At 70.4% G+C, this 26,611-nt stretch carries 26 protein-coding genes and 1 pseudogene; 12 read left to right on the forward strand and 15 right to left on the reverse strand.

Annotated elements, in window-relative coordinates; translation table 11 throughout:
- Position 1: 1 nt before the first annotated feature.
- On the reverse strand, positions 2-1,462 hold the full coding sequence (locus QF027_RS30235; protein WP_307078235.1) for a sensor histidine kinase: 1,461 nt from the start codon (positions 1,460-1,462) through the stop codon (positions 2-4).
- A complete protein-coding gene (locus QF027_RS30240; protein ID WP_007384225.1) occupies positions 1,459-2,160 on the reverse strand; it encodes a response regulator transcription factor in 702 nt (233 codons plus the stop codon). The genes QF027_RS30235 and QF027_RS30240 overlap by 4 nt, the downstream gene beginning before the upstream one ends.
- A 166-nt stretch (positions 2,161-2,326) precedes the next feature.
- Between QF027_RS30240 and QF027_RS30245 the strand changes: the two genes are divergently transcribed.
- The gene (locus QF027_RS30245) at positions 2,327-4,735 is read left to right on the forward strand and encodes an MMPL family transporter (protein ID WP_307082540.1); all 2,409 of its coding nucleotides are present in this window, start codon (positions 2,327-2,329) and stop codon (positions 4,733-4,735) included.
- A 5-nt stretch (positions 4,736-4,740) separates the two neighbouring features.
- Here QF027_RS30245 and QF027_RS30250 read toward each other — a convergent pair whose 3' ends face one another.
- The 4 genes from QF027_RS30250 to QF027_RS30265 all read right to left on the reverse strand — a co-directional run bounded on the left by QF027_RS30250 (position 4,741) and on the right by QF027_RS30265 (position 6,943).
- Complete coding sequence (locus QF027_RS30250; RefSeq protein ID WP_306977227.1) at positions 4,741-5,493, reverse strand: TetR/AcrR family transcriptional regulator; 753 nt, start codon at positions 5,491-5,493, stop codon at positions 4,741-4,743.
- A gap of 11 nt (positions 5,494-5,504) precedes the next feature.
- Complete coding sequence (locus QF027_RS30255; RefSeq protein WP_306977225.1) at positions 5,505-6,023, reverse strand: thiol-disulfide oxidoreductase DCC family protein; 519 nt, start codon at positions 6,021-6,023, stop codon at positions 5,505-5,507.
- Positions 6,020-6,415: a hypothetical protein gene (locus QF027_RS30260; protein ID WP_020118685.1), complete on the reverse strand. Its 396-nt coding sequence runs from the start codon at positions 6,413-6,415 to the stop codon at positions 6,020-6,022. Before QF027_RS30260 ends, QF027_RS30255 begins: the two co-directional genes overlap by 4 nt.
- A 117-nt stretch (positions 6,416-6,532) precedes the next feature.
- Positions 6,533-6,943, reverse strand: a complete 411-nt coding sequence (locus tag QF027_RS30265; RefSeq protein WP_307078237.1) for a VOC family protein — start codon at positions 6,941-6,943, stop codon at positions 6,533-6,535.
- 125 nt (positions 6,944-7,068) lie between these two features.
- Here QF027_RS30265 and QF027_RS30270 point away from each other — a divergent pair, with 125 nt between their 5' ends.
- From QF027_RS30270 to QF027_RS30285, 4 genes are read left to right on the forward strand one after another with little or no spacing between them, the layout of a single operon-like run.
- A complete protein-coding gene (locus tag QF027_RS30270) occupies positions 7,069-7,545 on the forward strand; it encodes a TM2 domain-containing protein (RefSeq protein ID WP_307078239.1) in 477 nt (158 codons plus the stop codon).
- Entirely contained in the window at positions 7,517-7,963 is a 447-nt protein-coding gene (locus QF027_RS30275; protein WP_307078240.1) for a DUF2752 domain-containing protein, read from the forward strand. The genes QF027_RS30270 and QF027_RS30275 overlap by 29 nt, the downstream gene beginning before the upstream one ends.
- A 50-nt stretch (positions 7,964-8,013) precedes the next feature.
- Positions 8,014-8,406 (forward strand): hypothetical protein, encoded by a 393-nt coding sequence (locus QF027_RS30280; RefSeq protein WP_307078242.1) that lies wholly within the window; start codon positions 8,014-8,016, stop codon positions 8,404-8,406.
- Positions 8,407-8,408: 2 nt separating this feature from the next.
- Entirely contained in the window at positions 8,409-10,871 is a 2,463-nt protein-coding gene (locus QF027_RS30285; protein WP_307078245.1) for a DUF4132 domain-containing protein, read from the forward strand.
- A gap of 21 nt (positions 10,872-10,892) precedes the next feature.
- Here QF027_RS30285 and QF027_RS30290 read toward each other — a convergent pair whose 3' ends face one another.
- Both QF027_RS30290 and QF027_RS30295 read right to left on the reverse strand, forming a co-directional pair.
- Positions 10,893-12,167: a M48 family metallopeptidase gene (locus QF027_RS30290; RefSeq protein ID WP_307078247.1), complete on the reverse strand. Its 1,275-nt coding sequence runs from the start codon at positions 12,165-12,167 to the stop codon at positions 10,893-10,895.
- Positions 12,168-12,262: 95 nt separating this feature from the next.
- Positions 12,263-13,048: a hypothetical protein gene (locus QF027_RS30295; protein ID WP_307078249.1), complete on the reverse strand. Its 786-nt coding sequence runs from the start codon at positions 13,046-13,048 to the stop codon at positions 12,263-12,265.
- Between the two features lie 197 nt (positions 13,049-13,245).
- On the opposite strand from QF027_RS30295, the pseudogene QF027_RS30300 reads away from it, so the two are divergent.
- Positions 13,246-13,887 (forward strand): annotated as a pseudogene (locus QF027_RS30300) (Uma2 family endonuclease).
- Positions 13,888-14,458: 571 nt separating this feature from the next.
- Here the strand turns inward: QF027_RS30300 and QF027_RS30305 are convergent.
- The 5 genes from QF027_RS30305 to QF027_RS30325 all read right to left on the reverse strand — a co-directional run bounded on the left by QF027_RS30305 (position 14,459) and on the right by QF027_RS30325 (position 18,646).
- Entirely contained in the window at positions 14,459-15,238 is a 780-nt protein-coding gene (locus QF027_RS30305; protein ID WP_306977202.1) for a succinate dehydrogenase iron-sulfur subunit, read from the reverse strand.
- Positions 15,238-16,992 carry a succinate dehydrogenase flavoprotein subunit gene (sdhA, locus tag QF027_RS30310; protein ID WP_306977200.1) on the reverse strand — a complete coding sequence of 585 codons (1,755 nt, stop codon included), beginning with the start codon at positions 16,990-16,992 and terminating at the stop codon, positions 15,238-15,240. Before sdhA ends, QF027_RS30305 begins: the two co-directional genes overlap by 1 nt.
- Before the next feature lie 19 nt (positions 16,993-17,011).
- Complete coding sequence (locus QF027_RS30315) at positions 17,012-17,494, reverse strand: succinate dehydrogenase hydrophobic membrane anchor subunit (protein ID WP_007384240.1); 483 nt, start codon at positions 17,492-17,494, stop codon at positions 17,012-17,014.
- Positions 17,495-17,499: 5 nt separating this feature from the next.
- Positions 17,500-17,880, reverse strand: a complete 381-nt coding sequence (sdhC, locus tag QF027_RS30320) for a succinate dehydrogenase, cytochrome b556 subunit (RefSeq protein WP_007384241.1) — start codon at positions 17,878-17,880, stop codon at positions 17,500-17,502.
- Between the two features lie 253 nt (positions 17,881-18,133).
- A complete protein-coding gene (locus tag QF027_RS30325; RefSeq protein WP_307078251.1) occupies positions 18,134-18,646 on the reverse strand; it encodes a 2-oxo-4-hydroxy-4-carboxy-5-ureidoimidazoline decarboxylase in 513 nt (170 codons plus the stop codon).
- A 155-nt stretch (positions 18,647-18,801) separates the two neighbouring features.
- On the opposite strand from QF027_RS30325, the gene QF027_RS30330 reads away from it, so the two are divergent.
- The 4 genes from QF027_RS30330 (at position 18,802) to QF027_RS30345 (ending at position 22,625) form a co-directional block, all read left to right on the forward strand.
- A complete protein-coding gene (locus QF027_RS30330; RefSeq protein ID WP_307078253.1) occupies positions 18,802-20,454 on the forward strand; it encodes a family 20 glycosylhydrolase in 1,653 nt (550 codons plus the stop codon).
- 120 nt (positions 20,455-20,574) lie between these two features.
- Positions 20,575-21,342 (forward strand): DUF4328 domain-containing protein, encoded by a 768-nt coding sequence (locus QF027_RS30335; protein WP_307082542.1) that lies wholly within the window; start codon positions 20,575-20,577, stop codon positions 21,340-21,342.
- 87 nt (positions 21,343-21,429) lie between these two features.
- Entirely contained in the window at positions 21,430-21,933 is a 504-nt protein-coding gene (locus tag QF027_RS30340) for a hypothetical protein (protein WP_306977188.1), read from the forward strand.
- A gap of 74 nt (positions 21,934-22,007) precedes the next feature.
- Positions 22,008-22,625 carry a hypothetical protein gene (locus tag QF027_RS30345; protein ID WP_307078255.1) on the forward strand — a complete coding sequence of 206 codons (618 nt, stop codon included), beginning with the start codon at positions 22,008-22,010 and terminating at the stop codon, positions 22,623-22,625.
- A gap of 22 nt (positions 22,626-22,647) precedes the next feature.
- On the opposite strand, the gene QF027_RS30350 is transcribed toward QF027_RS30345, so the two are convergent.
- Complete coding sequence (locus QF027_RS30350) at positions 22,648-23,109, reverse strand: DUF1877 domain-containing protein (RefSeq protein ID WP_306977186.1); 462 nt, start codon at positions 23,107-23,109, stop codon at positions 22,648-22,650.
- 177 nt (positions 23,110-23,286) lie between these two features.
- Here QF027_RS30350 and QF027_RS30355 point away from each other — a divergent pair, with 177 nt between their 5' ends.
- Complete coding sequence (locus tag QF027_RS30355) at positions 23,287-23,724, forward strand: hypothetical protein (RefSeq protein WP_373430958.1); 438 nt, start codon at positions 23,287-23,289, stop codon at positions 23,722-23,724.
- Positions 23,725-23,891: 167 nt separating this feature from the next.
- Positions 23,892-24,374: an MFS transporter gene (locus tag QF027_RS30360; protein ID WP_307078258.1), complete on the forward strand. Its 483-nt coding sequence runs from the start codon at positions 23,892-23,894 to the stop codon at positions 24,372-24,374.
- On the opposite strand, the gene QF027_RS30365 is transcribed toward QF027_RS30360, so the two are convergent.
- Positions 24,362-26,566, reverse strand: a complete 2,205-nt coding sequence (locus QF027_RS30365) for a peptidoglycan recognition protein family protein (RefSeq protein ID WP_307078260.1) — start codon at positions 26,564-26,566, stop codon at positions 24,362-24,364. The two genes, QF027_RS30360 and QF027_RS30365, sit on opposite strands and share 13 nt — an antisense overlap.
- Positions 26,567-26,611 lie beyond the last annotated feature (45 nt).

The following is a 26,611-nucleotide window of genomic DNA, read 5'->3' on the forward strand; positions in this document are numbered from 1 at the left end:
GTCACTGACCCGCGGACATCCGCGCCGGCAGGCTGACCGTCACCGCCAGTCCCTCGCCCGGAGCCGTGCGGACCGCCACCTCGCCGCCGTGGGCCCGCACGACGCCCTGCACGATCGCCAGACCGAGGCCGCTGCCCGCGCCGCCGCCGACCCGGAAGAACCGGTCGAAGACGCGCGCCGCGTCGTCCGCGTGCAGCCCTGGACCCTCGTCCGCGACACACAGCCGTACGACCCCGTCCTCGCGCTCCACCTCCAGCCGCACCGGCACCTCGGCGGGCGTGTGCGTGCGCACGTTGGCCACCAGGTTGCCCAGGACCTGTCTGAGCCCCGACTCGTCGGCCCGCACCAACAGCGAGCCTTCAGCGGCGACCTCGACGGGCCGGCCGGGCTGCTGCACCCGCAGATCCTCGGCCGCGTCCCGCACCAGCCGGCTCAGGTCGATGTTCCTGAACCGCAGTTCGGGCTGCTGGTCGAGGCGGGCGAGAGTGAGCAGCTCGTCGACGAGCCGCCCCATCCGGTCCGTCTCCGCGAGCACCCGAGCCCAGGCGCGCTTGCGGTCGTCCGGGTCCGACAGCATGCCCTTGTCGTACAGCTGGAGGTAGCCGCGTATCGCGGACAGCGGGGTGCGCAGCTCATGCGAGGCGTCGGCGACGAAGCTGCGCAGCTGGGCCGTGCTCTGCTCGCGCGTGCGGTACGCCGACTCCACCTGGTGGAGCATGGAGTTGAGGGCGACCCGCAGCTGCTCGACCTCCAGGGTGGCCTCGCAGCTGGAGGGGATGCGCCGGGTCAGGTCGCCCTCGGCGATCGCGGACGAGGTCTCCACCATGTCCTCCAGCGGCCGCATCCGGCGCCGGACGCTGAACATCGTCAGACAGGCCAGCAGCGCGAGCAGCAGACTGCCGATCGCGAGGTCGAGCCGGACGGCCTTGGCGACACCCTGGTGCAGGACGTCGGTGGGCGCGGCGAGCAGGGCGTAGGAGCCGTCACCGAGCCGGGCCGCCGTGGCGCGGTAGGTGGAGCCGTCCAGAGTGACGTCGTGCGGCTCGGAGTCGGCGGCGAGCGCGCGCGGGTCGCCCACTGCCGTCGCCAGGCCCCGCTGCGACTCGGTCGGATCGAAGCCGAGGATCCCGACCGGCTCGCCCCGGCTGTCGACGGCCGCGAAGACGGTCTCCGCCGAGCGCTCCTCGCTCGATTCCTGCTGTGCCGGCATGAGCCGGTCGCGCACGAAGCCCAGCATGCTCAGCGAGTCGATCTCCCGCAGGGTGATCTGCGAACCGCCCAGGGAGTCCCGGGTCTTGAGGAGTTCGCTGTCGATCTGGTCGAGCAGGTAGTACCGCATGCCCATCACGCTCACGGCGGTCGCCGCGACGATGCCGATCGCGAGCAGCGCCACATTGGCCAGCGTCAGCTTGCCGCGCAGCGAATGGATGCCGTGTCGGCCACGAGGCAGGCGGACTTTCATGCGAGCCCGTATCCGACACCCCGCCGGGTGGTGATCACCGGCGGTCCCAGGGCGTCCAGTTTGCGCCGCAGATAGCTGATGTAGGTCTCGACGACGGTCGACTCGGGCGGGGTGTGCTCGTACTGCCAGACATGGCGCAGGAGTTGCTCCTTGGGCACGATCCGGCCGCCGTTGCGCACCAGGAAGCGCAGGAGTGCGTACTCGGTGGGGGTGAGCTGGACCGTGCGGCCGTCGCGGTGCACCGAGTACGTCGTCTCGTCCAGCTCCAGGTCGCCGTAGCGCAGGGGCGGGCGCTGGGGCAGGACGTCGGCCGGGCGGGTGCGGCGCAGGACCGCGGTGATCCGGGCGACGACCTCGTCGATGTTGAACGGCTTGGTGATGTAGTCGTCGCCGAAGCCGAGCGCGCCGACGATCTCGGCGGGAGAGTCCCGCGCGGTGAGGAAGACCAGGGCCAGATCGGGCCGCCGCTCGCGCAGTTCACGGCCGAGGGCGCGGCCGTCGCCGTCGGGCAGCATCACATCGAGCAGGGCCGCGTCCGGGCGGGTGCGGTCGGTGAGCGCGAGCGCCTCGCGGACGGAGCCTGCGACCATCACCTCGAACCGGTGATAGCGCAGGGCGATGGCGAGCACGTCGGCGATGCTCTCCTCGTCCTCCACCACCAGCACGGTGCCCGGACTCTTCGTCTCTCCCCCAGTCATGCCCCCAGTATCGGCCGGGCCACTGACAGTGGGGCCGGTTCGCTCTTTGGAGTTCCTTGAGAGTCATGGGCGTCTGATGTCCACGCGCGTGTGCCAACGCCAATCCTGTTGCGAGGACCTGGGGGACCGACCGACGACCGACAGGGGAGTGTGGAGCGTGGCGGTATTGGCACGCTGGTGCTATCGGCACCGGCTGGTGGTCCTGTTGCTGTGGGTGGGGGCGTTGTTCGGGCTCGGCGCGGCCGGTACGTCCGCGGGCACGAACTACGCGGACGTCTTCTCGCTGCCCAACACGGACTCCAAGACGGCGTACGACCTGATGGCGAAGGCCTTCCCGGAGCGCGCGGGCGACACCGACACCGTGGTGTGGAAGGTCGAGGAGGGATCGGTACGGGACCAGTCCGTACGGTCCCGGATCGAGCCCGTGCTGAAGGAGATCGGCGCGATGAAGGGCGTCGGCGAGGTCACCGACCCGTACGGGGCACAGGGCGCGGCGCAGATCAGCGAGGACGGGCGGATCGCGTACGCCCAGGTCACCTTCGCCGAGCAGGCGAACGCGGTACCGAAGGACCTGGTCCAGGACGTCGTCGACGCGGCGGAGCACGCGCGCGGTGACGGCCTCCAGGTCGAACTGGGCGGCCAGGCCATCACACGCGTCCAGGAGCCGCCCACCGGGACCGCCGAGATCGTCGGCATCCTCGCGGCGGCCGTCGTGCTGTTCCTGGCCTTCGGCTCGCTCTTCGCGATGCTGCTGCCGATCCTGGTCGCCCTGTTCGGCGTGGGCACCGGCGTGTTCTCCACGACGCTGATCAGCCATGTCACCAACGTGCCCGAACTCGCCTCGCTGCTCTCCACCCTGATCGGCCTGGGCGTCGGCATCGACTACGCCCTGTTCATCGTCACCCGGCACCGCAAGGGCATCCAACGCGGCCTGGATCCGGAGGAGGCGGCGGTCACCGCCCTCAACACCTCCGGGCGGGCCGTGCTGTTCGCGGGCGGCACGGTGTGCATCGCGCTGGCCGGCATGCTGGTGACCAACCTGCGCTTCCTGGACGGCGTGGTCATCGGCACCTCGCTGACCGTCGTCCTGAGCGTCCTCGCGGCCGTGACCCTGCTGCCCGCGCTGCTCGGCCTCCTGGGCCACCGGGTGCTCAGTCGCCGCCAGCGGCGCAAGCTGGCCGCGAACGGACCCGACACGGACCGTCCCAGCGGTCTCGCCGCCCGCTGGTCCGCGACCGTGGAACGCCGCCCGCGCACGGTGGCCGTCCTCGCGGTCGCCGTGATGGCGATGCTCGCCCTTCCGCTCCTGTCCCTGCGCCTCGGCACCGTCGACCAGGGCAACGACGAGGCCTCGTCGACGACCAGGAAGGCGTACGACCTGCTCGCCGAGGGCTTCGGCCCCGGCTTCAACGGACCGCTCCAGGTCGTCGTGAAGGGCGACGCGGGCGCGTCCCTGGTGACGTCGATCCGGCGGACGGAGGGCGTGGCCCAGGCGGCCTCCGCGCCCCCTGCCAACGGCGTCACGGTCATCCAGGTCGTCCCGACCACCTCACCACAGGCCAAGGAGACGGACGAACTCATCGACACCCTGCGGGACGAGGTGATCCCGGACGCGGGCGTCGAGGCGCACGTGGGCGGCGTCACGGCGGTCTCCAAGGACTTCGCGTCGGTGACGGCCGACCGGCTGCCGTACTTCATCGCCACGATCATCGGCCTGGGCTTCCTGCTGCTCCTGATCGCCTTCCGCTCGGTGGTGGTCCCGCTCACGGCCGCCCTGATGAACCTGATCGCGGCCGCCGCCTCCTTCGGCGTCCTGGTCGCGATATTCCAGTGGGGCTGGGGCCTCGACCTGCTCGGCCTCGGCAAGGAGGGCCCCATCGCGGCCTTCCTTCCGATCATCATGCTGTCGCTCCTGTTCGGCCTCTCCATGGACTACCAGGTGTTCCTGGTCAGCCGGATGCACGAGGAGTGGGTGCACACGAGGGACAACGCGCGCGCGGTGCGCGTGGGCCTCGCCGAGACCAGCCGCGTCATCAACTCCGCCGCTCTGATCATGGTCTGCGTCTTCCTGGCGTTCGTGCTCAGCGGCGACTACGGGGCCGCCATGGCGGGTGTGGGACTCGCCGCCGCGGTCGCCCTGGACGCCTTCATCCTGCGCACGGCCCTGGTGCCGGCCGCGATGCATCTGCTCGGTGACGCCAACTGGTGGCTGCCGAAGGGGCTGGAGAAGCGGCTGCCGCATCTCGCGGTGGAGCCGAAGGAGGAGGCGGTTCCGGCGACGGCGGCCCCCTCGGGCGGCCCGGCGTCGGCCGTCCACGGCTTCGTCCGCACGGCGGACGGCGAGCCCGTGGAGGGCGCGGCCGTCTCGCTGCTGTCGGCCGGGGGCCGTCAGCTGGACCGGGTGGAGTCGCTGGCCGACGGCTCGTACATCGTCTCGGTTCCCGCACCCGGGACGTACCTGTTGGCGACCACGGCCCCGGCGTACGGCTCGCGCGCGCGGCACGTCGTCGTGGGGGAGGGGCCACTGGTGTGCGACGTCGAACTGGTCGAGGGCGAGGTCGACGCCGTCAACTGACGTGACTAGGACTTCCTGCCGGGGTCTGGCATCACCTTCGTCATCCCCGGCAGGAAGTCCGTGAACAGTTCGTGCACCTCCCGTACGAGCGGCCTGAGGACCCGGAACCGGGCCAGCGACACGCCCCTCGCGGTGAGCCTGGCGCCGCGTTCGGCGAGCCGGTAGCTCCGCTCGCGGCCCTCCGTGCGGTCGAAGATCCAGTACAGGACGAGCCCCATCTGCGACAGCCACATCAACTCGGGGAGGATGTCCCGGAGTTCCTCCGGCACCTTCGTCTTCGTCGCGCCCCGCAGCACCTCGCGGTGTACGGCGATCGCCTCCACGCGCGCGTGCTCCGACTCGGGCGAGAACGGGCTGAGCGGGCTGTCGGGATCGGCGGCGTTCTTGAAGAACTGCACCGCGAACTCGTGATACGGCTGCGCGATGTCCAGCCAGACCTTCAGCACGCCCGCGAGCCGCGCCTCCAGGTCGCTCTCCCGGGCCAGGACCTCCCGGACCGCCGCCTGGTGCTCGGCGGCGATCCGGTCGTAGAAGCCCTGGATCAGGTGCTCCTTGCCCGCGAAGTAGTAGTACGCGTTACCGACGGAGACCCCGGCCTCCTGGGCAATGGCCCGCATGGTCGTCTTGTCGTACCCCCGCTCCTGGAACAGCCGCATCGCCGTCTCCAGGATCAGCGCGCGCGTCTGCTCGGACTTGCTCGTCTGCTCGGACTTGCTCGGGGTACTGCCCTCGTCGGGGCCGTCGTTGTTGGCAGGCACGGAAAGAGAGCCTAACCAGTGGCGCGGCCGCCGCTGTCGCACCCCGGTGGGGTGTGGACCCAGCCCCTGCCGGGGTCGTACGCCCAGCCTTCGGAGCGGCGGTACGCGGGGCCGCCCCACTGACCGCCCTGCCACTGCGCGCCCCGCCATTTCGCGGCGGCGAGCACCGCGCCCTTCGCGAGGCGTGCCCCGGAGGGGGTGCTGAGCCGGTGAGCGAGCGGCCGGTGTTCACGCAGCGCCCACAGGGTCACGATCCAGGCGGCGGTGTCGCGGTAGACCTGTCCCGCGTCGCCGACGACGGTGATCTCCTCCAGGGTGGCGCGGTGATCGAGCCCGGGAAACCTCAGCCGGGCCTCCTGCGACCCGGCCGGCACCAACTCCAGCGGGACCAGCTGCGGCTGCCGTACGAGCCAGTCGCGCAGGAAGGCGCACAGGGAGCAGTCGGCGTCGTACAGGACGGTGAGCCGGCGGACGGGGGTGCGGTCCGCCGGGGCGCCCGCACCGCTCGTGGCACCTGTCGGCCCTGTCATGCCCGGACCCAGTCCTGCGGCGCGACCGGCGGCACCTGCTCCCGCTCCATGGCACCCCGCCTGCGGATCCGGTTGAGGACGTACACATTGGCCAGGTGCATCACGCCGAGCACCAGCAGCACCACGCCCAGCTTGGTCGACAGGGCCTCGAAGACGCCGCGCGTGTCCTCGATCGTCCCGTCGCCGCTGAGGTACAGCGCGACGAATCCGAGGTTCACGAGATAGAAGCCGACCACCAGGAGGTGGTTGACGGCCTCGGCGAGCTTCTCGTTCCCGCGCAGCACGTCGGCGAGGAAGATCCGTCCGTTCCTGCTGAGCGTGCGGGCCACCCAGACGGTCAGGGCAATGCTGACGACGAGGTAGATGACGTAGGCGACGACCGTGCGGTCCATGCGCCTCCCCCTTCTTGAACGCGTTCAAAACGCTGACGGGAGAGACTCTAGCCCTGTTTTTGAACGTGTTCAACTCGCTTGCGGAGAGGCCTGCGTCACGTGTGGGTCCGTGATCCCTCAGGCGCGCCGGCCGAGTTCCGGACGCTTGGTGTAGTCGGTGAACCCGAGGACGTTCCCCCAGGGGTCGGCGACCTCGACGGTCCAGCCGGTGACCACGGAGAAGGGCTCGTCGAGCAGTTCGAGGCCGGCCGCACGCAGCTCCCGGGCGGCGGTCCTGGCGTCCGGCACCTCCAGCCACACGCGCGTGGCGGGCCACGGCGGCGGCCGGTGCCCGAGTGCCTCCTCCTGTCGGAGCAGGATCCCGGGCGTCTCGCCGCCCACCTTCAGCAGTGCGATCCCGGCTTCGTCGAGTCGGAAGCCCACCGTGAAGCCCGCGCGCTCGTAGAAGGAGAGGGCCTCGCCGAGGTTCCCGACGGGCAGCAGCACGTTGTCGAAACCGAGCAGTTCGTAGGACTGGTCATCTGACATGTCGTCAGATTAAGCCGGGGGCGACGGAACGGGCTTCTGCGACGCGGTGTCCGTCGGGCATGATGACCGGGCGCATTGTCGTCTTTTCGCGGGTCCTCCCGCTTCGGTCCCCAGGAGCAGCACCCTTGAGTGAACAGCAGGGTCACGAACAGCAGGACCCCAAGCACGACCCCGAGCCGGGTCCCCCACCGGGGTACCAGCAGCCCGGTCCCCAGCCGGGGTACCAGCAGCAGGGCCCCCAGCCCGGGTACCAGCAGCAGGGCCCCCAGCCGGGGTACCCGCCGCCGGGCTACCCGCCTCCCGGGTTCCCGCCGCCGGGCTACTACCCGCCCCCGGGGACGTACACGGGAGACCCCAACGCCCCCTACGGCTACGACCCGTACGGACGGCCCTACTCCGACAAGTCGAAGGTCATCGCGGGCATCCTCCAGCTCACCCTCGGAGGCTTCGGCGTAGGACGCTTCTACCTGGGCAACGTCGGGATGGGACTCGCCCAGCTCTTCACCTGCGGCGGCCTGGGCATCTGGTCGCTGGTCGACGGCATCCTCCTGCTCACCGGGAACGACCACACCGATGAACACGGCCGGATCCTCCGGAGCTAGGGCGCGGGGGACCGAGCCCTCGGTCTCCCCGTGGCGCTCTCCGCTCCGCCACCCCGCGGCGGCACCCTCGGCGGTGCTCGCCGTGGGAGCCGCCGGTGCCGTGTACCTCTACCGCACCGACCCGCACGACCCCGGCCACCTCCTGCCGCAGTGCCCGTTCCGCATGCTCACCGGCCTGCTCTGCCCGGCCTGCGGCGGCACCCGCATGGTGTACGACCTGATGCACGGCCACTTCACCGAAGCGTGGCTGGACAACCGGGCTCTGCTGCTCGCCTCGCCGTACGCCCTGACCCTGCTGGGCCGTTGGGCGTGGGAGGGCCTGCGCGGCCGCCGCTGGCGCCCCACGCTGAGCCCCCGGGCGCAGGTGGTCGTCCTCGCGGTGGCCGTGACGTGGACGGTGGTCCGCAACATCGTGTGACCCACTCCGAGCGGGGCCCGTTGTCAGTGGTGCCTCGTACTGTCTTCGGTATGGGAATCGTGATGTTCGTCGACGAGACGACGAGCGGGAGCCGTAGCGACGGCTGGGGTCTGGAGATCGCCGAGGAGCGGCTCGCCGTGCGCGAGTTGATCCGCCGCCGGGTCTTCCAGGAGGTCGCCGAGTACAACGCGCGCACGCCTGCCGTCTTCCAGGGCCTGGTCCAGCCCGAGGACACCGAACGCGTGCTGAACGGCTACGCGTTGCGCACCCCCCGACGCATAGACCCCGAGGCCCAGACCGAGCTCGCCCTCAGGGCCTTCGCGGGCAACGGCTTCCTGGTCCTGGTCGGCGACCGTCAGGTGACCGAGCTCGACGAGGAGATCGACCTCGTGCTCGGCACCGAGGTCACGTTCCTCAAGCTCGTCCCGCTGGTGGGTGGCTGACCATGGGCGAGATCCAGAAGTACAAGGACCTGATCCGGCAGCGAGCCGCCGACGGCGACCTGGAGGAGCTCGCCACCGACCTGCTCAAGGCCGCGGTCGCCAACAACGGCAACTGGACCGGCCTGTGGGAGGGCGTGCTGGCCCGCCTGCTCGAACTGCCGCCGGACGCGCGGTCGCGGGTCGCCGACGGCCTCGTGACGCAGTACCACTCGGAACAGGCGGGCCCGAACGCTCGGCAGAGCGCGTTGATCCTGCTGGGCATCGTCTCCCGCGACCTGCCGCCCCACGACCGCCTGACCGCGGAGCGTCTGTCCCTGCTCGACGAGATCTCCCGGCAGCACTCCTTCTGGTGGGGCGCCCGCTACGAGAACCTCATCGAGGCCGAGCTGGCCGCGGGCCGCCCGGTCGCGCCCGCTGTCGTCGCCACCGTCCGGCGTTCCGCCCTGCACGCCTACCACAACGACGACCTGCCCAGGACGGCGAAGAAGCTGACCGAGCCGCCTCTCAACGTAGGTGAGGAGTGGGCCGAGGAAGCCCTGCGGGAGACCGGCCCCGCCTGGCTGCAACTACTGACCCACATGCTGACCGCCACCGCGGCCAAGCCCTCCGCCAAGTGGGACAAGCAGGCCGCCGCTCTGGCGGACGCGCTCGGTTCCGACCGCGTCCGCGAGGCGGTGATCCGCTGGCTCGCCCTGGTCGGCCACCCCCGCACCTTCGAGCTGGAACGCGGGCGGTACGAACCCGACGTCAACAGCGCTTACGACCCCTACAACGCGAACGCCCTCCGCGGCCTCGCCTGGCTCCTCTCCCTCCTCCCGGCGCACCCCGACACCGCCCGCACCCTCGGCGTCCTCGTCGAGAGCTCCCTCAAGAAGGTCGCCGGCCTCGGCCCGCGCAACCCGAAGGTCGCCAACGCCGGTGTCAACGCCCTCGCCCGCATCGACAGCGAGGCGGCCCTCGCCGAACTGGCCCGCCTGGCCACCCGGGTGACGTACAAGAACACCGCAAAGCTGCTCGACGCTGCCCTGGAGGCACGCGCCGTCGCCCTGGGCCTCAGCCGCGAGGAGATCGAGGAACTGGCCGTACCGGCGTACGGCCTGACCGAGGTCGGACGCGCGGAGCACCGGCTCGGCGAAGCCACCGCCGTCCTCGAAGTGCGGGGCACCAAGGCCGTGTTGACCTGGCACAACGCGAGCGGCAAGCCGGTGAAGACCGTGCCCGCCGCCGTACGACGGGACCACGCGGAGGAGCTGAAGGAGCTCAAGGCGGCCGTCAAGGACATCGACAAGATGCTCTCGGCCCAGAGCGAGCGCCTGGACCGCCAGTTCCTGGCCGACCGCACCTGGTCCTACGCCACCTGGCGCGAGCGCTACCTGGACCACCCGCTGGTCGGCACCCTGGCCCGCCGCCTCCTGTGGACGGTGGACGGCACGACGGTCGGCCACGCCGAGGGCTCCCTGCGCACGCTCGCGGACGAACCGCTCACCGAAGGCACCGAGGTCCGCCTCTGGCACCCGGTGGATCACGCCCCCGCCGAGATCGTCGCCTGGCGCGACTGGCTGGAACGCCACCAGATCACCCAGCCCTTCAAGCAGGCCCACCGAGAGGTCTACCTGCTCACGGACGCGGAGCGCACCACCGGCACCTACTCCAACCGCTTCGCGGCCCACGTCCTGCGCCAGCACCAGTTCCACTCCCTGGCGGCGGCCCGGGGCTGGCGCAACAGACTCCGCCTGGCCGTCGACGACGAGGCCCCGCCGCCCAGCCGGGACCTCCCGCGCTGGGGCCTGAGAGCCGAGTACTGGATCGAGGGCGACGGCGGCGAGGACTACTCGGACATCACCGACTCCGGCACCTTCCTGCGCCTGCGCACCGACCAGGTCCGCTTCTACCCGATCGACGCCCCGGAGAACTGGGCGCACTGCGCGGGAGGCGAGTACCGCATGTGGCTGCGCGACGGCGCGGACCCGGTGGACCCGCTGCCCCTGGCGGAGATCCCGCCCCTGGTCCTGTCCGAAGTCCTGCGCGACGTGGACCTGTTCGTCGGCGTGGCCAGCATCGGCAACGACCCCACCTGGCAGGACGGCGGCGCCGACGGCCGTTTCCGTGAGTACTGGACGTCGTACGGCTTCGGAGAGCTCAACCAGAGCGCCGAGACCCGCCGTCTCCTCCTGGACCGCCTGATCCCGAGGCTCGCGATAGCCGACCGCTGCACCCTGGAGGGCCGCTTCCTCCACGTCAAGGGCGACCGCCACACGTACAAGATCCACCTCGGCTCGGGCAACATCCTCCGCACCCCGAACGACCAGTATCTGTGCATCGTCCCGAAGTCCAACCCGTCCGCCCCGCAGGCCGGTTACCTCCCCTACGAGGGCGACCGCATGCTCGCGGTCATCCTCAGCAAGGCAATGATGCTGGCGGACGACAGGAAGATCACCGACCCGACGATCCTGAGCCAGCTGTGACCGACCCGACGCGACAGGCCGTCACAGATCTCCGTAACCGTCCCTGACGACGTCACGGGCCAGCGTCGCGCGTACGTCCGCCAGCTCACCGGCGATGCGCTCGGCCCGGACGGAGTCCGCCGTCACCGCGGCGGGCACCGGCGTACCGTCCAGCAGGAGCCGGCGGCGCAGGTGGGTCGGCGGGTGGCTCGCGTCGACGCTGTGGCCGCGCAGTGCCCCGACGCGGCGCCGGCGTTCGCACTCGGACTCCGGGACGGAGTCCAGATGGGCGACGAGCGCCTCCCACAAGCCGTCGGCGTTCTGCTCGCCGCCCCGGCCCGTCCGGCGCAGCCGACGGCTGTTGGTCTCGCGCTGCAGGGTGGTGGCGATCGAGTCGGTGACCATGAGGCGGTCCATCAGACCGACCGCTCCCTCGGTGGACCCGGTGCGGGCCGCCGCCCCGTCGGCCAGGTACTCACCGCGCTGGGAGGCCCGCGCGGTCAGCAGGTCGAGCAGCGCCATGACGGCGGTGACCAGAAGGCGGAGCGGGACGCAGGCCAGATTGGTGACGGCCTGGACCACGTTCGGGTTGGGCATCGGCCGGACGTAGTAGAGCCACGTGCTCAGCGATCTGCAGGCGGTTCCCACGACCATGCCGTGCCGGGTGTCGCCGTGGGTGAAGTGGCCGAGCTCGTGGCCCAGGAGAGCGATCCGCTGCTGGGGGCTCAGCACCTCCCACAGCGGCAGCCCCAGTGTCAGGAGCCTGCGCCGCAGCCCGAGATGGGTCACACTCGCGTTGGCCTCGACGTCGACGACGACGGCGTCCACGCTCCTGGTGCCCAGGACGGCGGCGACCTCGTCGACGAGCGCGTACAGTTCGGGCGCTTCGTCCCGCAGCAGGACACGGTCGTCGTCGGACAGCCGGTTGAGCCGCGGTCGGAGCGACCAGGCCAGCGCGAGGAAGAACAGCCCGAACACCATGCCGAGTCCGCCCCAGCCGGCGATCAGGCCCCACACGCCGACCGCGGCCAGGATGCAGGTCAGCCCGTGCACGGTGAGCGCGATCGCGTAGGCGAACAGCCCTGACACACTGCGCCCGCCGCTGTTCCCGGCCCGCAGTTCCGTGAACAGAAGTTCGCCGTAGTGCTGCGCGATCCTGCGGCGCACTGCCGCCGGCCCGCGCTTCTCCTCACCGGGCCCCTGCGGGTCCACGTTCCACTCGCAGGCGGCACACCACGTGGTGAACCGTCTGTCCGTACGGATCTCCACCCCGCACTGCGGGCACGACGACACGATCTCTTCTTCAGCGGTACGCACCGCTGCCCCCTCGCCCCCGAGGCCCCTCCCGGAGGCCGCTCAGCTCATCACCGGCGAAGTGGATCACGCCCGGCAGGCCGGGTGCAATCCCGGTGTCAGCCTCCGTTTCCGCAACCGCCCACGCGCCGCGTTCCGAGGGCGATGTCGTCCATGCGGATGTCGTACGACGAAGGCGTCGGGTTGGCCTGATAGAGCTGCCAGCCCAGCTTCAGCTTGTCGAAGGCCGGAAAGACGAAGTCGTCCGCAGTCCCCCCGTGCTCCTTGGTGGACACCGTCAGGCCGGACTGCTCCACGCCGTCCAGGTACACGGTGACGCGATTGTCGCCGGCGTCGAGATGGAACTCGACGCACTGCCACTTCCCCGCGACGGCCGGGGAGGAGGTCTTCCAGGACGTCCAGTCCCCGGTGGGCCCGAGATCGGACCCGACGCCCCAGAAGTTGCCGCCGTCGGTCGGCGCGTACTGCCCACCGAGCGGTCGCACCAGCGTCGACGAGCCCGCCCCCGACGCCTCGGCGATGGTCCAGTGGGCCCAGTCGGGCGCCGTGGGGAACCCCCCGACCCGCAGCCGCACCCGTCCCCAGAAGCTGTTGCCGGGCGGGAAGAGCTCATCGAACACAAGGAAGGCCCGACCGTTGCCCTCGGTACGAATCCGCAGCTCACGCCCGTGCCCCGAGGCGCTGCGAGCGACGGTCAGCGTGCCACCGGCCGTGTCGGCGCTCCAGCCGCGCCCCTCGGTGACGGGGCCGAGGGGGAGACGGTCGAAGTTCTCCCGGGCCAGGGTTCCGTAGGGTGCGGGGGTTGCGGAGGCAGTGGGGGGTATCGCGATCAGCGCGGCCGACGCGGCGAGAAGCGCGGCTGCGGCCTTTCTCAACAGTGCCATGGAGTCAGTCTGCGCCCGCAGCCCCTCAAGTCGCAGCAGTCACAGAGGACTTGACCAATGTTGACTCTCCACGTGTCCTGATCACGCGGTCGACCCCGGCCGACTTTCGCAACGGATCACTCCGTGAGGTGCGCCGGCTGCCGTTTCCGCTGGATACGCTGAATCGACTGGCGAGACTCCGTCCCATGGGAGCACCAATGAGCGCCGCATCCGACGACGGTCCGGGCGACGAGCCGACGTACCGCTGGCCGATTCCGCCTCCCGAGGGTTGGACCGCGGACGACCTCGACCGGATTCCGGGCCTCCCGCCGCACACGGAGTTGATCGACGGAAGTCTCGTCTTCATGAGTCCGCAGACCTGATTCCACAGCCGGACGATGCGTCTGCTGGACAATGCCCTGTTGCGACAGGCGCCGGACCACTTGGACGTGGACCGCGAGATGACGGTCAAGCTGGACTCGAAGAACCGCCCTGAGCCGGACATCGTGGTCTTTCCGGTGGACGCGGTGACCGGCCCGAACCAGACCTGGTACGAACCGGAAGATGTCGTTCTCGCCGTCGAGGTCGTCTCCGCCGACTCGCGCGAACGGGACCGCGAGGTGAAGCCCCGCAAGTACGCGGCAGCAGGTGTGCCCCACTTCTGGCGCGTGGAGCAGGACGCCGACAAGGGCCTCCCCGTCGTCTACGTCTACGAGCTCGACCCGGCCACGCATTCCTACGGCCTCACTGGCATCTTCCACGAGCGGCTCAAGGTCTCCGTCCCCTTCGACATCGAGATCGATCTGACGGCGGTCGACAGGCGTCCTGGACGCGGGTCGGAGGAAACGCCCGAGCGCTGAGCCGGAGGACGGTGCACGTGCCCCTCCCTCTGCGTGCGACGGGTGCTGTCGGTGCACTTCGCGCCGTGCGCGCTGTTCGTCGCGGCGGTGCTCGCACTGGTGCGGGCGGGAAGTTTCTCGGGTCGGAGTGACTGGCAGGCCGTACCGCCCGGGGGACCGCCGCACTCGGACTGACGGCAACGGTCACCGCCTGCGCCGCACTGCTCGGTCTGCTGCTTCAGCCGTTCCAGGTCCGCGCGGTGCGTGTCCTCAGGCGCTGGAAGTCTTTGAGGCGACGGGCGGACAGGACGGCGGAGAAAGACGCGGAAATCCGGATGCGGGCCGACGCGGGCCGCCGTCTCGCCGCGCGTCCGCGATGAACAGGGCGGTCTCGGTCGCCCGTATCAGCCCCAGCTGCTTGGGCCACTCACTCGCCCCCAAGGAACAACCATGACAGATCGGTCGAATCGCCGGATTCGCAGTGTGGCAGATACCTGTCAGGCGAGGAACAGGGCGGCTACGCATCAAGGCCCCGTTTCCTTACCTGCCGCGGTAGGGAAACGGGGCCTCTGTTCCAGCCGTTGCGAGAGGGTCAGTAACGCCGGGTGATCAGCGCCCTCTTCACTTCCTGGATCGCCTTGGTGACCTCGATCCCACGCGGACAGGCGTCCGTGCAGTTGAACGTCGTGCGGCAGCGCCACACGCCGTCACGGTCGTTGAGGATCTCCAGTCGCTGCTCGCCCGCCTCGTCACGGCTGTCGAAGATGAAGCGGTGGGCGTTGACGATGGCCGCCGGGCCGAAGTACTGGCCGTCGTTCCAGAAGACCGGGCAGGAGGACGTGCAGGCCGCGCACAGGATGCACTTCGTCGTGTCGTCGAAGCGCTCGCGGTCCTCCGCCGTCTGGAGGCGTTCCCGGGTCGGCTCGTTGGTGTCCTTCGTGATCAGGAAGGGCATCACGTCGCGGTATGCCTGGAAGAACGGCTCCATGTCGACCACGAGGTCCTTCAGGACCGTCAGGCCCTTGATGGGCTCGACCGTGATCGGCTTCGACGGGTTGATGTCCTTGATCAGCGTCTTGCACGCCAGACGGTTCTTGCCGTTGATCCGCATGGCGTCCGAGCCGCAGATGCCGTGCGCGCAGGAGCGGCGGAAGGTCAGCGTGCCGTCCAGCTCCCACTTGATCTTGTGGAGGGCGTCGAGGACACGTTCCTTCGGGTCGATCTCCAGCTGGAAGTCTTCCCAGACCGCTTCCGCCGAGACCTCGGAGTTGAAGCGGCGGATGCGGAAGGTGGCCGTGATGTACGGAGAGTCGGCGAAGCCGGGCTCGGGCTCGCCGGCCGCGTCCGCCTTGTCCAGAACAGGGGTTGCCATCAGTACTTACGCTCCATCGGCTGGTAGCGGGTCTGGACGACCGGCTTGTAGTCGAGACGGATGGACTCGGTGCCGTCGTCGCCCACCTCGCGGTACGCCATGGTGTGGCGCATGAAGTTGACGTCGTCGCGGTTCGGGTAGTCCTCGCGGTAGTGACCGCCGCGGGACTCCTTGCGGGCCAGCGCGGAGACCGCCATGACCTCGGCGAGGTCCAGCAGGTTGCCGAGCTCGATCGCCTCCAGCAGGTCCGTGTTGAAACGCCGGCCCTTGTCCTGGATCGAGACGTTCTTGTAGCGCTCGCGCAGCTCCGCGATCTTCTCGACCGCCGTCTTGATCGTCTGCTCGGTGCGGAACACCATGACGTTCGCGTCCATGGTCTCCTGCAGCTCGCGGCGCAGCACCGACACGCGCTCGGTGCCGGTGGCGTCGCGGAGCCGCTCGACCTGGTCGAGCACCAGCCGCGCCGGGTCCTCGGGCAGCTCGACGTAGTCCGCCTTCTGCGAGTACTCGGCGGCGGCGATACCGGCCCGCTTGCCGAACACGTTGATGTCCAGCAGCGAGTTCGTGCCCAGGCGGTTGGCGCCGTGGACCGAGACGCAGGCCACCTCGCCGGCCGCGTACAGGCCCGGGACCACCGTCGTGTTGTCCGCCAGGACCTCACCCTCGACGTTCGTCGGGATGCCGCCCATCGCGTAGTGGGCCGTCGGCTGGATCGGGATCGGGTCCGTGTACGGCTCGATACCGAGGTAGGTGCGGGCGAACTCCGTGATGTCGGGCAGCTTCGCGTCCAGCTGCTCCGGCGGGAGGTGGGTGAGGTCCAGGTAGACGTGGTCGCCCTCGGGACCGCAGCCGCGGCCCTCACGGATCTCCGTGTAGATGGAGCGGGAGACGACGTCACGGGACGCGAGGTCCTTCATGACCGGCGCGTACTTCTCCATGAAGCGCTCGCCGTCCTTGTTGCGGAGGATGCCGCCCTCACCGCGGGCGCCCTCCGTCAGCAGGATGCCCATGCGCCAGATGCCGGTCGGGTGGAACTGGAAGAACTCCATGTCCTCCAAGGGAAGACCGCGGCGGTAGACCGCCGCCTGGCCGTCGCCCGTCAGCGTGTGCGCGTTGGACGTCACCTTGAAGAACTTGCCGCAGCCGCCGGACGCGTAGATCACGGCCTTCGCCTGGAAGACGTGGATCTCGCCCGTCGCCAGCTCGTACGCCACGACCCCCGCCGACCGCTTCACGCCGTCGACCTCGGTGATCAGCTGGTCCAGGACGTAGAACTCGTTGAAGAACTCCACGCCCTCCTTGACGCAGTTCTGGTACAGCGTCTGGAGGATCATGTGGCCGGTGCGGTCGGCCGCGTAACAGGAACGACGGACCGGGGCCTCGCCGTGGTTGCGGGAGTGACCGCCGAAGCGGCGCTGGTCGATGGTGCCGTTCGGCGTGCGGTTGAACGGCAGGCCCATCTTCTCCAGGTCGAGGACCGAGTCGATGGCCTCCTTCGCCAGGATCTCGGCGGCGTCCTGGTCGACCAGGTAGTCACCGCCCTTGACCGTGTCGAAGGTGTGCCACTCCCAGTTGTCCTCCTCCACGTTCGCCAGCGCGGCGGCCATGCCGCCCTGCGCGGCGCCCGTGTGGGAGCGGGTGGGGTAGAGCTTGGTCAGCACGGCGGTGCGGCTGCGCTTCGTCGACTCGATGGCCGCGCGCATGCCCGCGCCACCGGCGCCGACGATGACGGTGTCGTACTTGTGGATCTTCATGATTCTCGCAGCCCCGTGCCTAGCGGATGTTCGGGTCGAAGGTGAAGATCACCAGCGTGCCGAGCAGGATGGTGAACACCGTGGCGGTGTAGAGCAGGCCCTTGAGCCACAGGCGGGTGTTCGGGCGCTCCGCGTAGTCGTTGATGATCGTGCGCAGACCGTTGGCGCCGTGCAGCATCGCGAGCCACAGCATCAACAGGTCCCAGACCTGCCAGAACGGGGACGCCCAGCGGCCCGCGACGAACGCGAAGCCGACCTTCGACACGCCGCCGTCCAGCACCAGCTGGATCAGCAGGTGGCCGATGACCAGAACGACCAGGACGACACCCGACAGACGCATGAACAGCCATGCGGCCATCTCGAAGTTGCCGCGGGTGGAGCGAGGCGTCTTCTTGGTGCGCTTGCGCGGGGCCTCGATGAGGGGCGCCGGGTTGTCGACGCCGTAGCCGGAGTCGCCCTCTACGGGGCCGATGCCGGAAGCGGTGGTTTCAGTGGTCGCCATCGGTGTCAGCTCCCGAACAGTTCACGAGCGGCGTGGCCGAGGACGGGGTAGATCGCCCCGATCATGAGCACGACCCACAGGCCCACGACGGACCAGAGCATCTGCTTCTGGTAGCGCGGACCCTTCGACCAGAAGTCGACGGCGATGACGCGCAGGCCGTTGAGCGCGTGGAAGAGGATGGCCGCGACGAGGCCGTACTCCAGACACGCGACGAGCGGGGTCTTGTACGTGGCTACGACCTTGTCGTAGTCCTCGGGGGAGACACGGACGAGAGCGGTGTCCAGCACGTGAACGAACAGGAAGAAGAAGATGAGGACGCCGGTGACTCGATGAGCCACCCAGGACCACATTCCTTCCCGGCCGCGGTACAGCGTTCCAGCCGGCACGGAAGTCCCTCCGGGAGCGGGGTATCGGGGCCAGCCGGCTTGTGCTGTCGGTCGGGCCCGGCCGGGTACGGTCCACCGGCCCCCAGCATCGTAGCGATGCGCTGCCGCTGGGCTTAGCCGGGGCCTACCTGTGTGATCAAAGTGGCACGCAGATGGGGGTACTCGGCGGCTAATGGGGTGGTATTGACGGTTTTGTGTCAGGTGCGGGTTGTGTGTGGCTGGTCGCGCCCGCGCGGCGGTAGCCGCACATCGACTACGGCCCCGCGCCCCTGAGGGAAGACACCAACCGGCCCCTCGCGATGCGGCGGAGTTCCTCTGCCGCCACCACCCGTTCTTCCTCCGGATCGTTTGTCAATCGTGACCGGATGCCTGCCAGTACATGGTCCAAGGCCTCAGCGGCCGGCAGGCCGTCCAGGCAGATGACGAAGGCGTGGCCGAAGCGGGCCTCGTAGGCCGCGTGGGCTGCGTCCATGGCCATGTGGGCTGCCGAATACGCCCCCTCCGGCACCACGGGGAGCGTCTCGGCCGCCAGGGCCTCGGTGAGATCCGACACAGTCAGGTCGTACGCCGCCTCGTCCGACGCGGCCAGCAGCGCGTCCACGGTCGGATAGGGGCGGTGGGCCGTGACCCGCTCTGCCCAGCGGTGGCTGTGCAGGCAGTCCAGGAGAAGGAGCCTGGCCTCGTCGGCGGGCGCCATGTTGAAGGCGTCCAGGACGGTGGGCAGGCACGGTATGGCCGGTCGGCCGGGAGAATGTGTGGGCGTCACGTGTGTTTCGGCAGGGGAAGCTGTGAGCGGTGTGACATCACGTTATCGAGAGTGGACATGACCTGTCCGACGGATGCCCGATTTTCACCCGCACGGGGGCGTTTGGGCACGGTTGGAGGACGCGGTCCTCTCTCCCAAGGCCCTAGGTTGGCGATGTGAGCCAGCACAGGAAGCGAACGGAGAAGCAGGCGCGGGGGCTGATCGCGGGTGCGGTCGTCGTCACCGTCGCGGTCGGGGTGGGTCTCGGTCTGTGGGCGGGCGGAGACAGCGGCCCTGCCGGATCGGCCAGCTCCCAGGCCGCGTCACCCCTGGGCGGCAGAGCGGAAGGCTCCCGAGCCCCTTCGAGGGCCCCGAGCCCGACCCCCAGCCCCACCCGCTCCTACCCCCTGTCCACCACACCCCGCACCATCCCGGCCGTCCGCGCCCACACCCCGGCGCGTGGCCCCGGCTGGCGTCCCGCCTCCGGCCTGCGCGTGGTCGTGAACGACGCCGGCCTCGCCGACGAGGGGCGCCTCCTCGCCGGTGAACTGGGGCTGACGTACGCCGGGCGGAAGGACGACGTGCGCGCCGGGGACGTACGCCTCACGCTCAACGACGACGAGGGCGCTGACCCGGAGTCGTACCGGATGACCGTGCGCGACGGGCGGGTCGCCATCAGCGGGCCGGACGACGCGGGGGTGTTCTACGGCACCCGCACGCTCAAGCAGGCGGTGCACGGTGGCGGTACGGCACCGGAGGGCGTCGTGCGCGACGAGCCGGCCAAGCCGGTGCGCGGGTTCTCCCTGGACATCGCCCGCAAGAACTTCACGGCCGGCTGGATCGAGGACCGGGTCCGGGAACTGGGCGACCTGAAGTTCAACCGGCTCCAGCTGCACTTCTCCGACGATCAGGCGTTCCGGATCGAGTCCGACTCGCACCCGGAGATCGTGTCGAGGCAGCACCTGACCAAGGCGCAGGTGAAGAGGATCGTCGCCCTCGCGGCGCAGCGGCACATCACCGTCGTGCCCGAGATCGACTCGCCCGGACACCTGGGGGCCGTCATCGCCGCCCACCCCGAGCTTCAGCTGCGCAGTGGGGCGGGGAACGCGGCGCGCGGGGCCGTCGACATCTCCAACCCCGCTTCCGCCAAGATCGTCGACGACCTGCTGAACGAGTACGCCGGTCTCTTCCCCGGCGCCGACTGGCACCTCGGGGGCGACGAGTACCGCGCGCTGATGGTGTCCGACCCGGAGGCGACCTACCCGCAGCTCGCCGCCGCCGCCAGGAAGGCCTACGGCGCCGGCGCCGGCGTCGAGGACCTGACCACGGGCTGGCTCAACGATCGCGCCGACACCGTGCGGGCACACGGCAAGGCCCCGCTCGCGTGGAACGACGGATTCTTCCGGGGGACGTCCGTCCGGGCCGCCGCCGACATCCGGGTCGGGTACTGGACGGGCAAGGAGATCGGCGCCCGGCAGCCGGTGGAGTACCTGAGCGCGGGGCGCAAGGTCGTCAACTACAACGACAAGTTCCTCTACTACGTCCTCGGGCAGCCCAACCAGTTCTACTATCCGACGGGACAGCGGATCTACGAGGAGTGGACCCCGCGAGTCATCCGCGGAACGACAGCCGTCCCCTCGAAGTACGACAGCCAGATCCTCGGCGGGTACTTCGCGGTGTGGTGCGACTTCCCGAACGCGCAGACGCAGAACCAGGTCGCGTCAGGCATCCGGATGCCGCTGCGGGCGACCGCGCAGAAGCTGTGGGATCCGGGGAAGCCCGCCCTGACCTGGGCGCGGTTCAAGGCCCTCGGGAACCGGCTGAGCTGAGGAACCAGGGATTCCGGTGGACCTACGGGGCTGTCGAACCGTATGTTCCGCATGCAGTGCGTGAGGCTCTGGGAGAACCCGCGCGGTCTGCTGATCATCGCACCTCGGGGGGACCTCACCATGCTCTGTACGCGCTGCCTGCATGCCGAAGCGGCACCGGACGGCGTGCTGTGCGCCGGGTGCGCCACGGCCGCCGGGTTCGCGACCCCGCCGGCCGGTGTCACACCGAAGATCCGGCTGCGCTCGCCGGTCGGGCTCGGCCGCGCCACCGCGGTACTGCTCGCACTGGCCGCGGCCGTCGACGTGTTCGCCCTCGGCGCGGACTTCCTCATGTACGACGTCACGGGCGACCTCGCCGTCGGCGACACCGGGGCGGCCGTACCGGACCGGGCCGACCTGGCGGACACGCTCACGGCCGCGGCCGGCAGCGCACAGGTGCTCGTGCTGCCGGCCTGCGCCGTCGTCTTCGTGATCTGGCTGTGGCGGGTCCGGCTCAACGCCGAGGTCTTCGCCCCGGACGGGCACCGCAAGGCGCGCGCCTGGCTGATCGCCGGCTGGGTCGTGCCGATCGCGAGCCTGTGGTACCCGCGCCGGGTCGTCGTCGACATCTGGGACGCGAGCAGCACGGGCGAGAAGCCGGGCGGGCATGCCCTGATCAACGTCTGGTGGACGCTGTGGCTCCTCACGAACACCATCGGGCGGTTCCTGTACACCGCGTTCGACGAGGCCGACACCTCCCAGGAGATCCACGACTCCATGACGCAGGTGATGTTCGCGGACGGTGTCGACGTCGTGGCCGCCCTGTTCGCCGCCGGTGTCGTGCTGCGGCTGACCCGGATGCAGGACGAGAAGGCCCACCAGGGAGTCGCGGCGCCTGCCGCCGTGTGACGGATTTGGTCCATCCTGCTGCGAACTGCCGTACGAATGTGGTCTATTCGGGCCCGAGCCGTACCGAGCAGCCAGGGGGAACCGAGGATGGGCTACTGGGGTTACTTCGTCGTGGGCCGCGGGGAGCGGCCGCTCGCCGAGCTGGACGCGCTGGCCGGAGCCGAGGGCATGGTCCTGCGCGAGTCGGCGCCCGGCGGATGGCAGGTCTGGGAGTACGCGAACGGCGAGGGCGACGTCGGGAACATGAACGCCCTTGCCCTGGAGAGCGGTTCGCCCGCGCTCTTCGGATACGTCATGGACAGTGCGTCGGTCGTCCTGGAGGCGGCCGGGCCGGAGAGCGGGGCCTGGACGACCTGTCTGGCCCGTTCCGCCATGGCCGCGTACATCGGGGGCGGCGAGGAGGGGCTGTCCCTGGAGGACTACTTCCTCGAACCCCGGGACGCGGCCGCGCGGGCCGTCGCCTGGGCGGCGGAGGCGGGGCACGAGGTGGCCGAGGAGCCATTGCTCGACGTACTGAACGCCGACCCCGATCCTTTGGCCGAAAACCTCTTCTTCCGTATGCTCGACCGGCTCGGTGTGGTGCCCCTGTGACACTCCCGGGCCATCGCACGCAGTAAGGGGAAGTGCGGGTTCCGTTAGGGAATACCGCGGCGAGGGAGGCGTGGATGAGTCTGGTGGAGCTGATCGGCCAGGCCGACAAACGCGGACTGGCCGCCAGCGGGTTGGCTTGTTTGGATCGCTGCGTACCGCTGCTCGGTGGCGACGACGAGGTCCTTCGGCCGCTGTGGGCGGGGCTCGCGGACGACGCCGGGGCCGCGGAGTGGGGCGAACGGCTGGAGCAGGTGCGGGGAAAGCTGGGCGGGGAGTTCGGGGCCGCCGACGGAGGCGACGGCGTTCCGGGAGCGGGCGGCTCCGGCGACTGCGCCGACTCCGGTGAGGACGAGGCCGTGCTGCTGGCCCGCCGCATGCTCGCCGCCGCGCCGGTCGAACGCTCCGCCGCCGGGATGCGGATGTGGGCCGACGCCTGCTCGGTCGCCGCGCTCCGGATCCACCGGCTGCTCGACCCCCTGAAGGACGCCGGCGACTCGGTCGACGCCCGCCGCGAGGGCCGTACGGAGGGCATGTCCCCCCTCGTCGCCGCCGAACTGCGCCGCCAGATCACCGTCCTGGAACTCCTCGCCGGCCACGGCCCGGCAGGCCTGCGCCCGGCCCTGGAGGTGTCGACGGAGGGCCGCCGGGTGCTGCGCGCGGTGGTGTCCCGCAGGAGCCGGCGGCGGGGGTGAGGGAGGGCTCAGTGGTGGCGGCTCACTGGACGAGCCACTTGACCACCGCGTCCCCGTACCGCGCCGTCTGATCGTAGAAAGCCGTCAGGTCCCGGTGCGCCGCCGCGAACACCCCCCGTGCCTCCCGTTCCGCGGCCGCCCCGCCGTGTCTGGGCAGCAACTCCTCGCGGACGAGCAGCCACAGGGCCTCGAAGTCGGCGGACCCGAGGTACGCCGAGACGTGGTTCGCCCGGGCTGCCGTCAGGAGCAGGAACGGGGGCTTGTCGTGGTCGCCCGGATAGACCGGCAGTCCGCCGAGGACCACCTCGGCGCCGGCGTAGAGGAGTTCGTGGTCCAGGTAGGACTTGTCCAGCACCTCCTCCCGGTGTCGTCCGATGCGTTCGCGGACGGCGTCCCAGTCGTCCTCGAACAGCCGTTGCATCCAGTTCGCGCTGTTGCGCAGGGCCGAGGGCGGCACCGCGCGGAGATGGAAGTAGTCGCTCATCAGAGACAGGAGCGCAGCGGAGGGGCGAATCGTCACTCCGGCGTCAACCTCGCGACAGAGAGGGTCCTGTGACCGTCCGGGGAGGGATGCGGCGAAGGTGGGTCGGTCCTGCACCGGTCCGTGCGAAGGCCCCGATCCGCGTGACGAAACACCTCGCTGAGACGCTTTCCCCAAGTGATGACAGATGTGACGGCTCATACGACCGCTGATGTGACGACCCGCCAGGCACCCGCGCCCGCGACCAGGCCCTCCGCCGCGACCAAGCCCGTGCGCTGGGCGGCCGACGCCGTGTCGGCCCTGCGCGAGGGCGCACGCGTCCGGCTCGACTACTCGGCGCAGAGCCTGTGGCGCGTCGACCGGCTGATCGAGGAGATACGGCGGGAGGGAGTGCCGTACGCCGCCGTGGAGACGGTGCTGCGCGGGCTCGGCGCCTACGCCGGTGAGGTCGTCGTCCGCCAGGCCGGCGCCGAATGGTGGACGAGCGGCGGCGACCACTGGGTCCGTACGCCCGACGGACGGCTGTGGGACCCGGTGGACGAGGCACGCCGCTGCTTCGCCGGGGACGGCTCGCTGCGACTGCTGTGCCGGGATGCGACGGGTGCTGTGCGGCGCTGACCGAGGACGCTGGCAGGCGCACGATGGGGTCATGGCCGACAACCGTCGTTGGTGGGCGCTGGTCGTCATCGCCCTCGCCCAGTTGATGGTCGTGCGGACATGACCATCGTGGAGGGTCACCACCGCCTACACCCTCGCCTTCGGTTCGGGGCCCGGCCCTGCAGGGCGTGTTCGCCGCGCTGCTCGCGCCGGCCGCGCTGTCGCTGCTCGCGACGACGTTCACGGAACCGAAGGAGCGGGCGAAGGCCTTCGGGGTGTTCGGGGCGATCGTCGGGGCGGGCGCCGCGATCGGGCTGCTCGCGGGCGGTCTGCTCACCGAGATTCTGGACTGGCACTGGTGTCTGTACGTCAACGTGCCCGTCGCGCTGGTCGCGTTCGCGGGCGCGCGGGCGCTCCTCGCGCCCGGGGGACGGCACCCCGACCCCCACCTCGACGTGCCGGCCGCGCTGCTCGGCTCGGGCGGCATGCTGGCGCTGGTGTACGGCTTCTCCGAGGCGGCGTTGGCCACCTGGTGGGCCTTCGGGGCGCTGCTGCCGGCCGCGCTGATCGCGGGAGTCGTCGTGAACGCGGGACGGGCGCCCACTCCCCAGGGTGGGGGAGCGGGCGCCCGAGCCGGTGGACACGCTGGGCTGAGGCCCTACTTGATGTAGACCAGGCCGTCCGTCGTGATCGTCGGGCGGCCGCTGGTGCCCACCACCACGATCTTCACCGTGTGCTTGGCGCTGCTGGACCACGACTTGGTCCAGATCGCCTGGCGGTAGGCGGTGGTCGAGGACTTCAGGTCCACGGTCGCGACCTTGGTGCCGTCCACGTACACGTACGCCTGCCCGGAGGTGGACGCCCGCGAGACCACCCACGCGGCGGACTTGCCGGTGAACGTCCAGGTCAGGCTCGCACCCTTGGAACTGCTGGAGTACGACTTGCCGCCGAGGTAGCTGGTGGAGGAACGGGTCGTCCAGCTGCCGGACTTGGTGGCCGAGGTCTCCTGAAGGATCATCGGCGTGTACGAGGGGGACGACGTACGGGTGTTGCCCGCGACGTCGTACGCCTTCATCGACCAGGTGCTCGCGGTACCGGGCTTGGCGGTACGGCTGGAGCTGGTGGTGGTCGGGCCGAAGGTGGCCGTCGTCGGGGACAGCAGGCTCACCTGCTTCAGGGCCTGGGAGTCGGCGGCCTTCCAGCCGAGGGTCACCGGGGCGGCGGTGGTGTTGACCGTGCCGGTGCGCAGGGTGATCTTCGGTGTGGTGGAGAAGGTCGGCGCGGTGGTGTCGGTGACGACGGTCAGCGCGGTGGTCGTCGCGGCCTTGCCGGACTGGTGCACGGCCCGTACGGCGACCTTGTGGCTGCCCGCGGCCAGGGTGGTGCCGGCCGAGGTGGCCGTACCGGACGTGGTGGCCACGACCTTCCCGTCGACCAGCAGCTCGAACTTCGAGATCAGCGAACCCGGCGTGGTGGCCGACCACTTCGCCGTGATCGCGCCCTTGGTGTAGTACGTCGACCCGGACAGGGCCGCGCCGGTCAGCGAGGTGAGCTTCAGGCCCTGCACCGGGCCGGACGCCCAGGCGCGGATGGTCGGCAGCTGGGCGTAGAGGGAGGTGCCGGGGCACTCGGTGGCGTAGCCGTCGCGGTGGCCGGAGACCCGGTTGAAGGTGTAGAGGCTGCCCGCGGTGAAGCTCGTACCCGCGAGGTTCTTCTGCGTCGCGCCCGCCTTCAGCTGGACCGTCGAGTTGGGATCGACGCCGTACTGGCCGAGCTTCCAGGCCGTGATCCGGGCGACCGAGGCGAGGGCGGCGTTCGAGGCGCCCGCGGCGGTGTAGTTGCCGAGGACCGCGATGCCGGTGGACTCACGGTTCCAGCCGTAGGTGTGCGCGCCGAGGACCGGCAGGTCCACGCCGCCCTTGCGGCCCTCGAAGATGGTGCCGCACTTGTCGACGAGGAAGTTGTAGCCGATGTCGTTCCAGCCGTTGGTCTGCGTGTGGTACGCGTAGATGCCGCGCACGATCGCCGCGGAGTCGGCGCACGAGTAGTCGTTGGAGCCGTCCGTGTGGTGCACGAAGACGGCCTTCACATCGGCGTTGTACTCCGACGGGTCGGGGCTGAGCGACTCGTCGGCGCCCCAGCCGGCGCGGGAGACCATCGAGGGCTTGGGGGCCGTCGACGGGGGCGCGGTGGGGGTGGTGGCCGTGGGTGTGGGGGTCGGCGTCGAGGAGGCGGTGGCCGAAGCCGAAGCCGACGCGGAGGCCGTGGCCGTCGGTGACGGGGAGTCGGTCGGTGCCGGAGTCGGTGTCGGCGTCCCGTCCGCGGCGAACGCCGCCGGGTCCGTGTCGTCGCCGGTGTTCTTCTGCTCCGCGGCGGTCGCGATGCCCGGGTCGACGAGGTTGACCTCAAGTCCCTTGGGAAGTCCGGCACTCGTGGTGCCGTCCTCGTGGACGACCTGCACCTGCACACCGTCCGAGGGGCCGACCCACAGCGGCTCGGACGCGCCGCGGGCGCCGCTGCGCTCCTCGGGGTCCTCCGGCGGGTCGATGTTCGTCTCCAGGTCCTGCCAGGCGGTCCACTCGCCCGTGTCGCTGCTGCGGGTACGGACCTGCGCCTTGCCCTCCAGCGGTTTGGTCACCCCCGTCCAGGAGACACCGAGCAGCGAGAACTCCTTGGTCTCGGTGCGCGGCAGCTCCCGCTTGCCGGCCGCGGTGCCCTTCAGCGTCAAGTCGTAGACCTTCACCGGCCGCTTGGGCTGCACGTCCCCCGCGGCGTCGGTCGACGGACTGGCGACGGCGTAGGTCGCGATGCCGCCGCCTCCCAGAACAACCGCACCGAGCGTCAGCCACGCTCGCCGCTTCATGCTGAGCGGTCTGTACGCACGGCTTTTACGACGACTCACTACCCC

Origin of the sequence: Streptomyces canus, assembly GCF_030816965.1 — a bacterium.
Classification (GTDB): domain Bacteria; phylum Actinomycetota; class Actinomycetes; order Streptomycetales; family Streptomycetaceae; genus Streptomyces; species Streptomyces canus_E.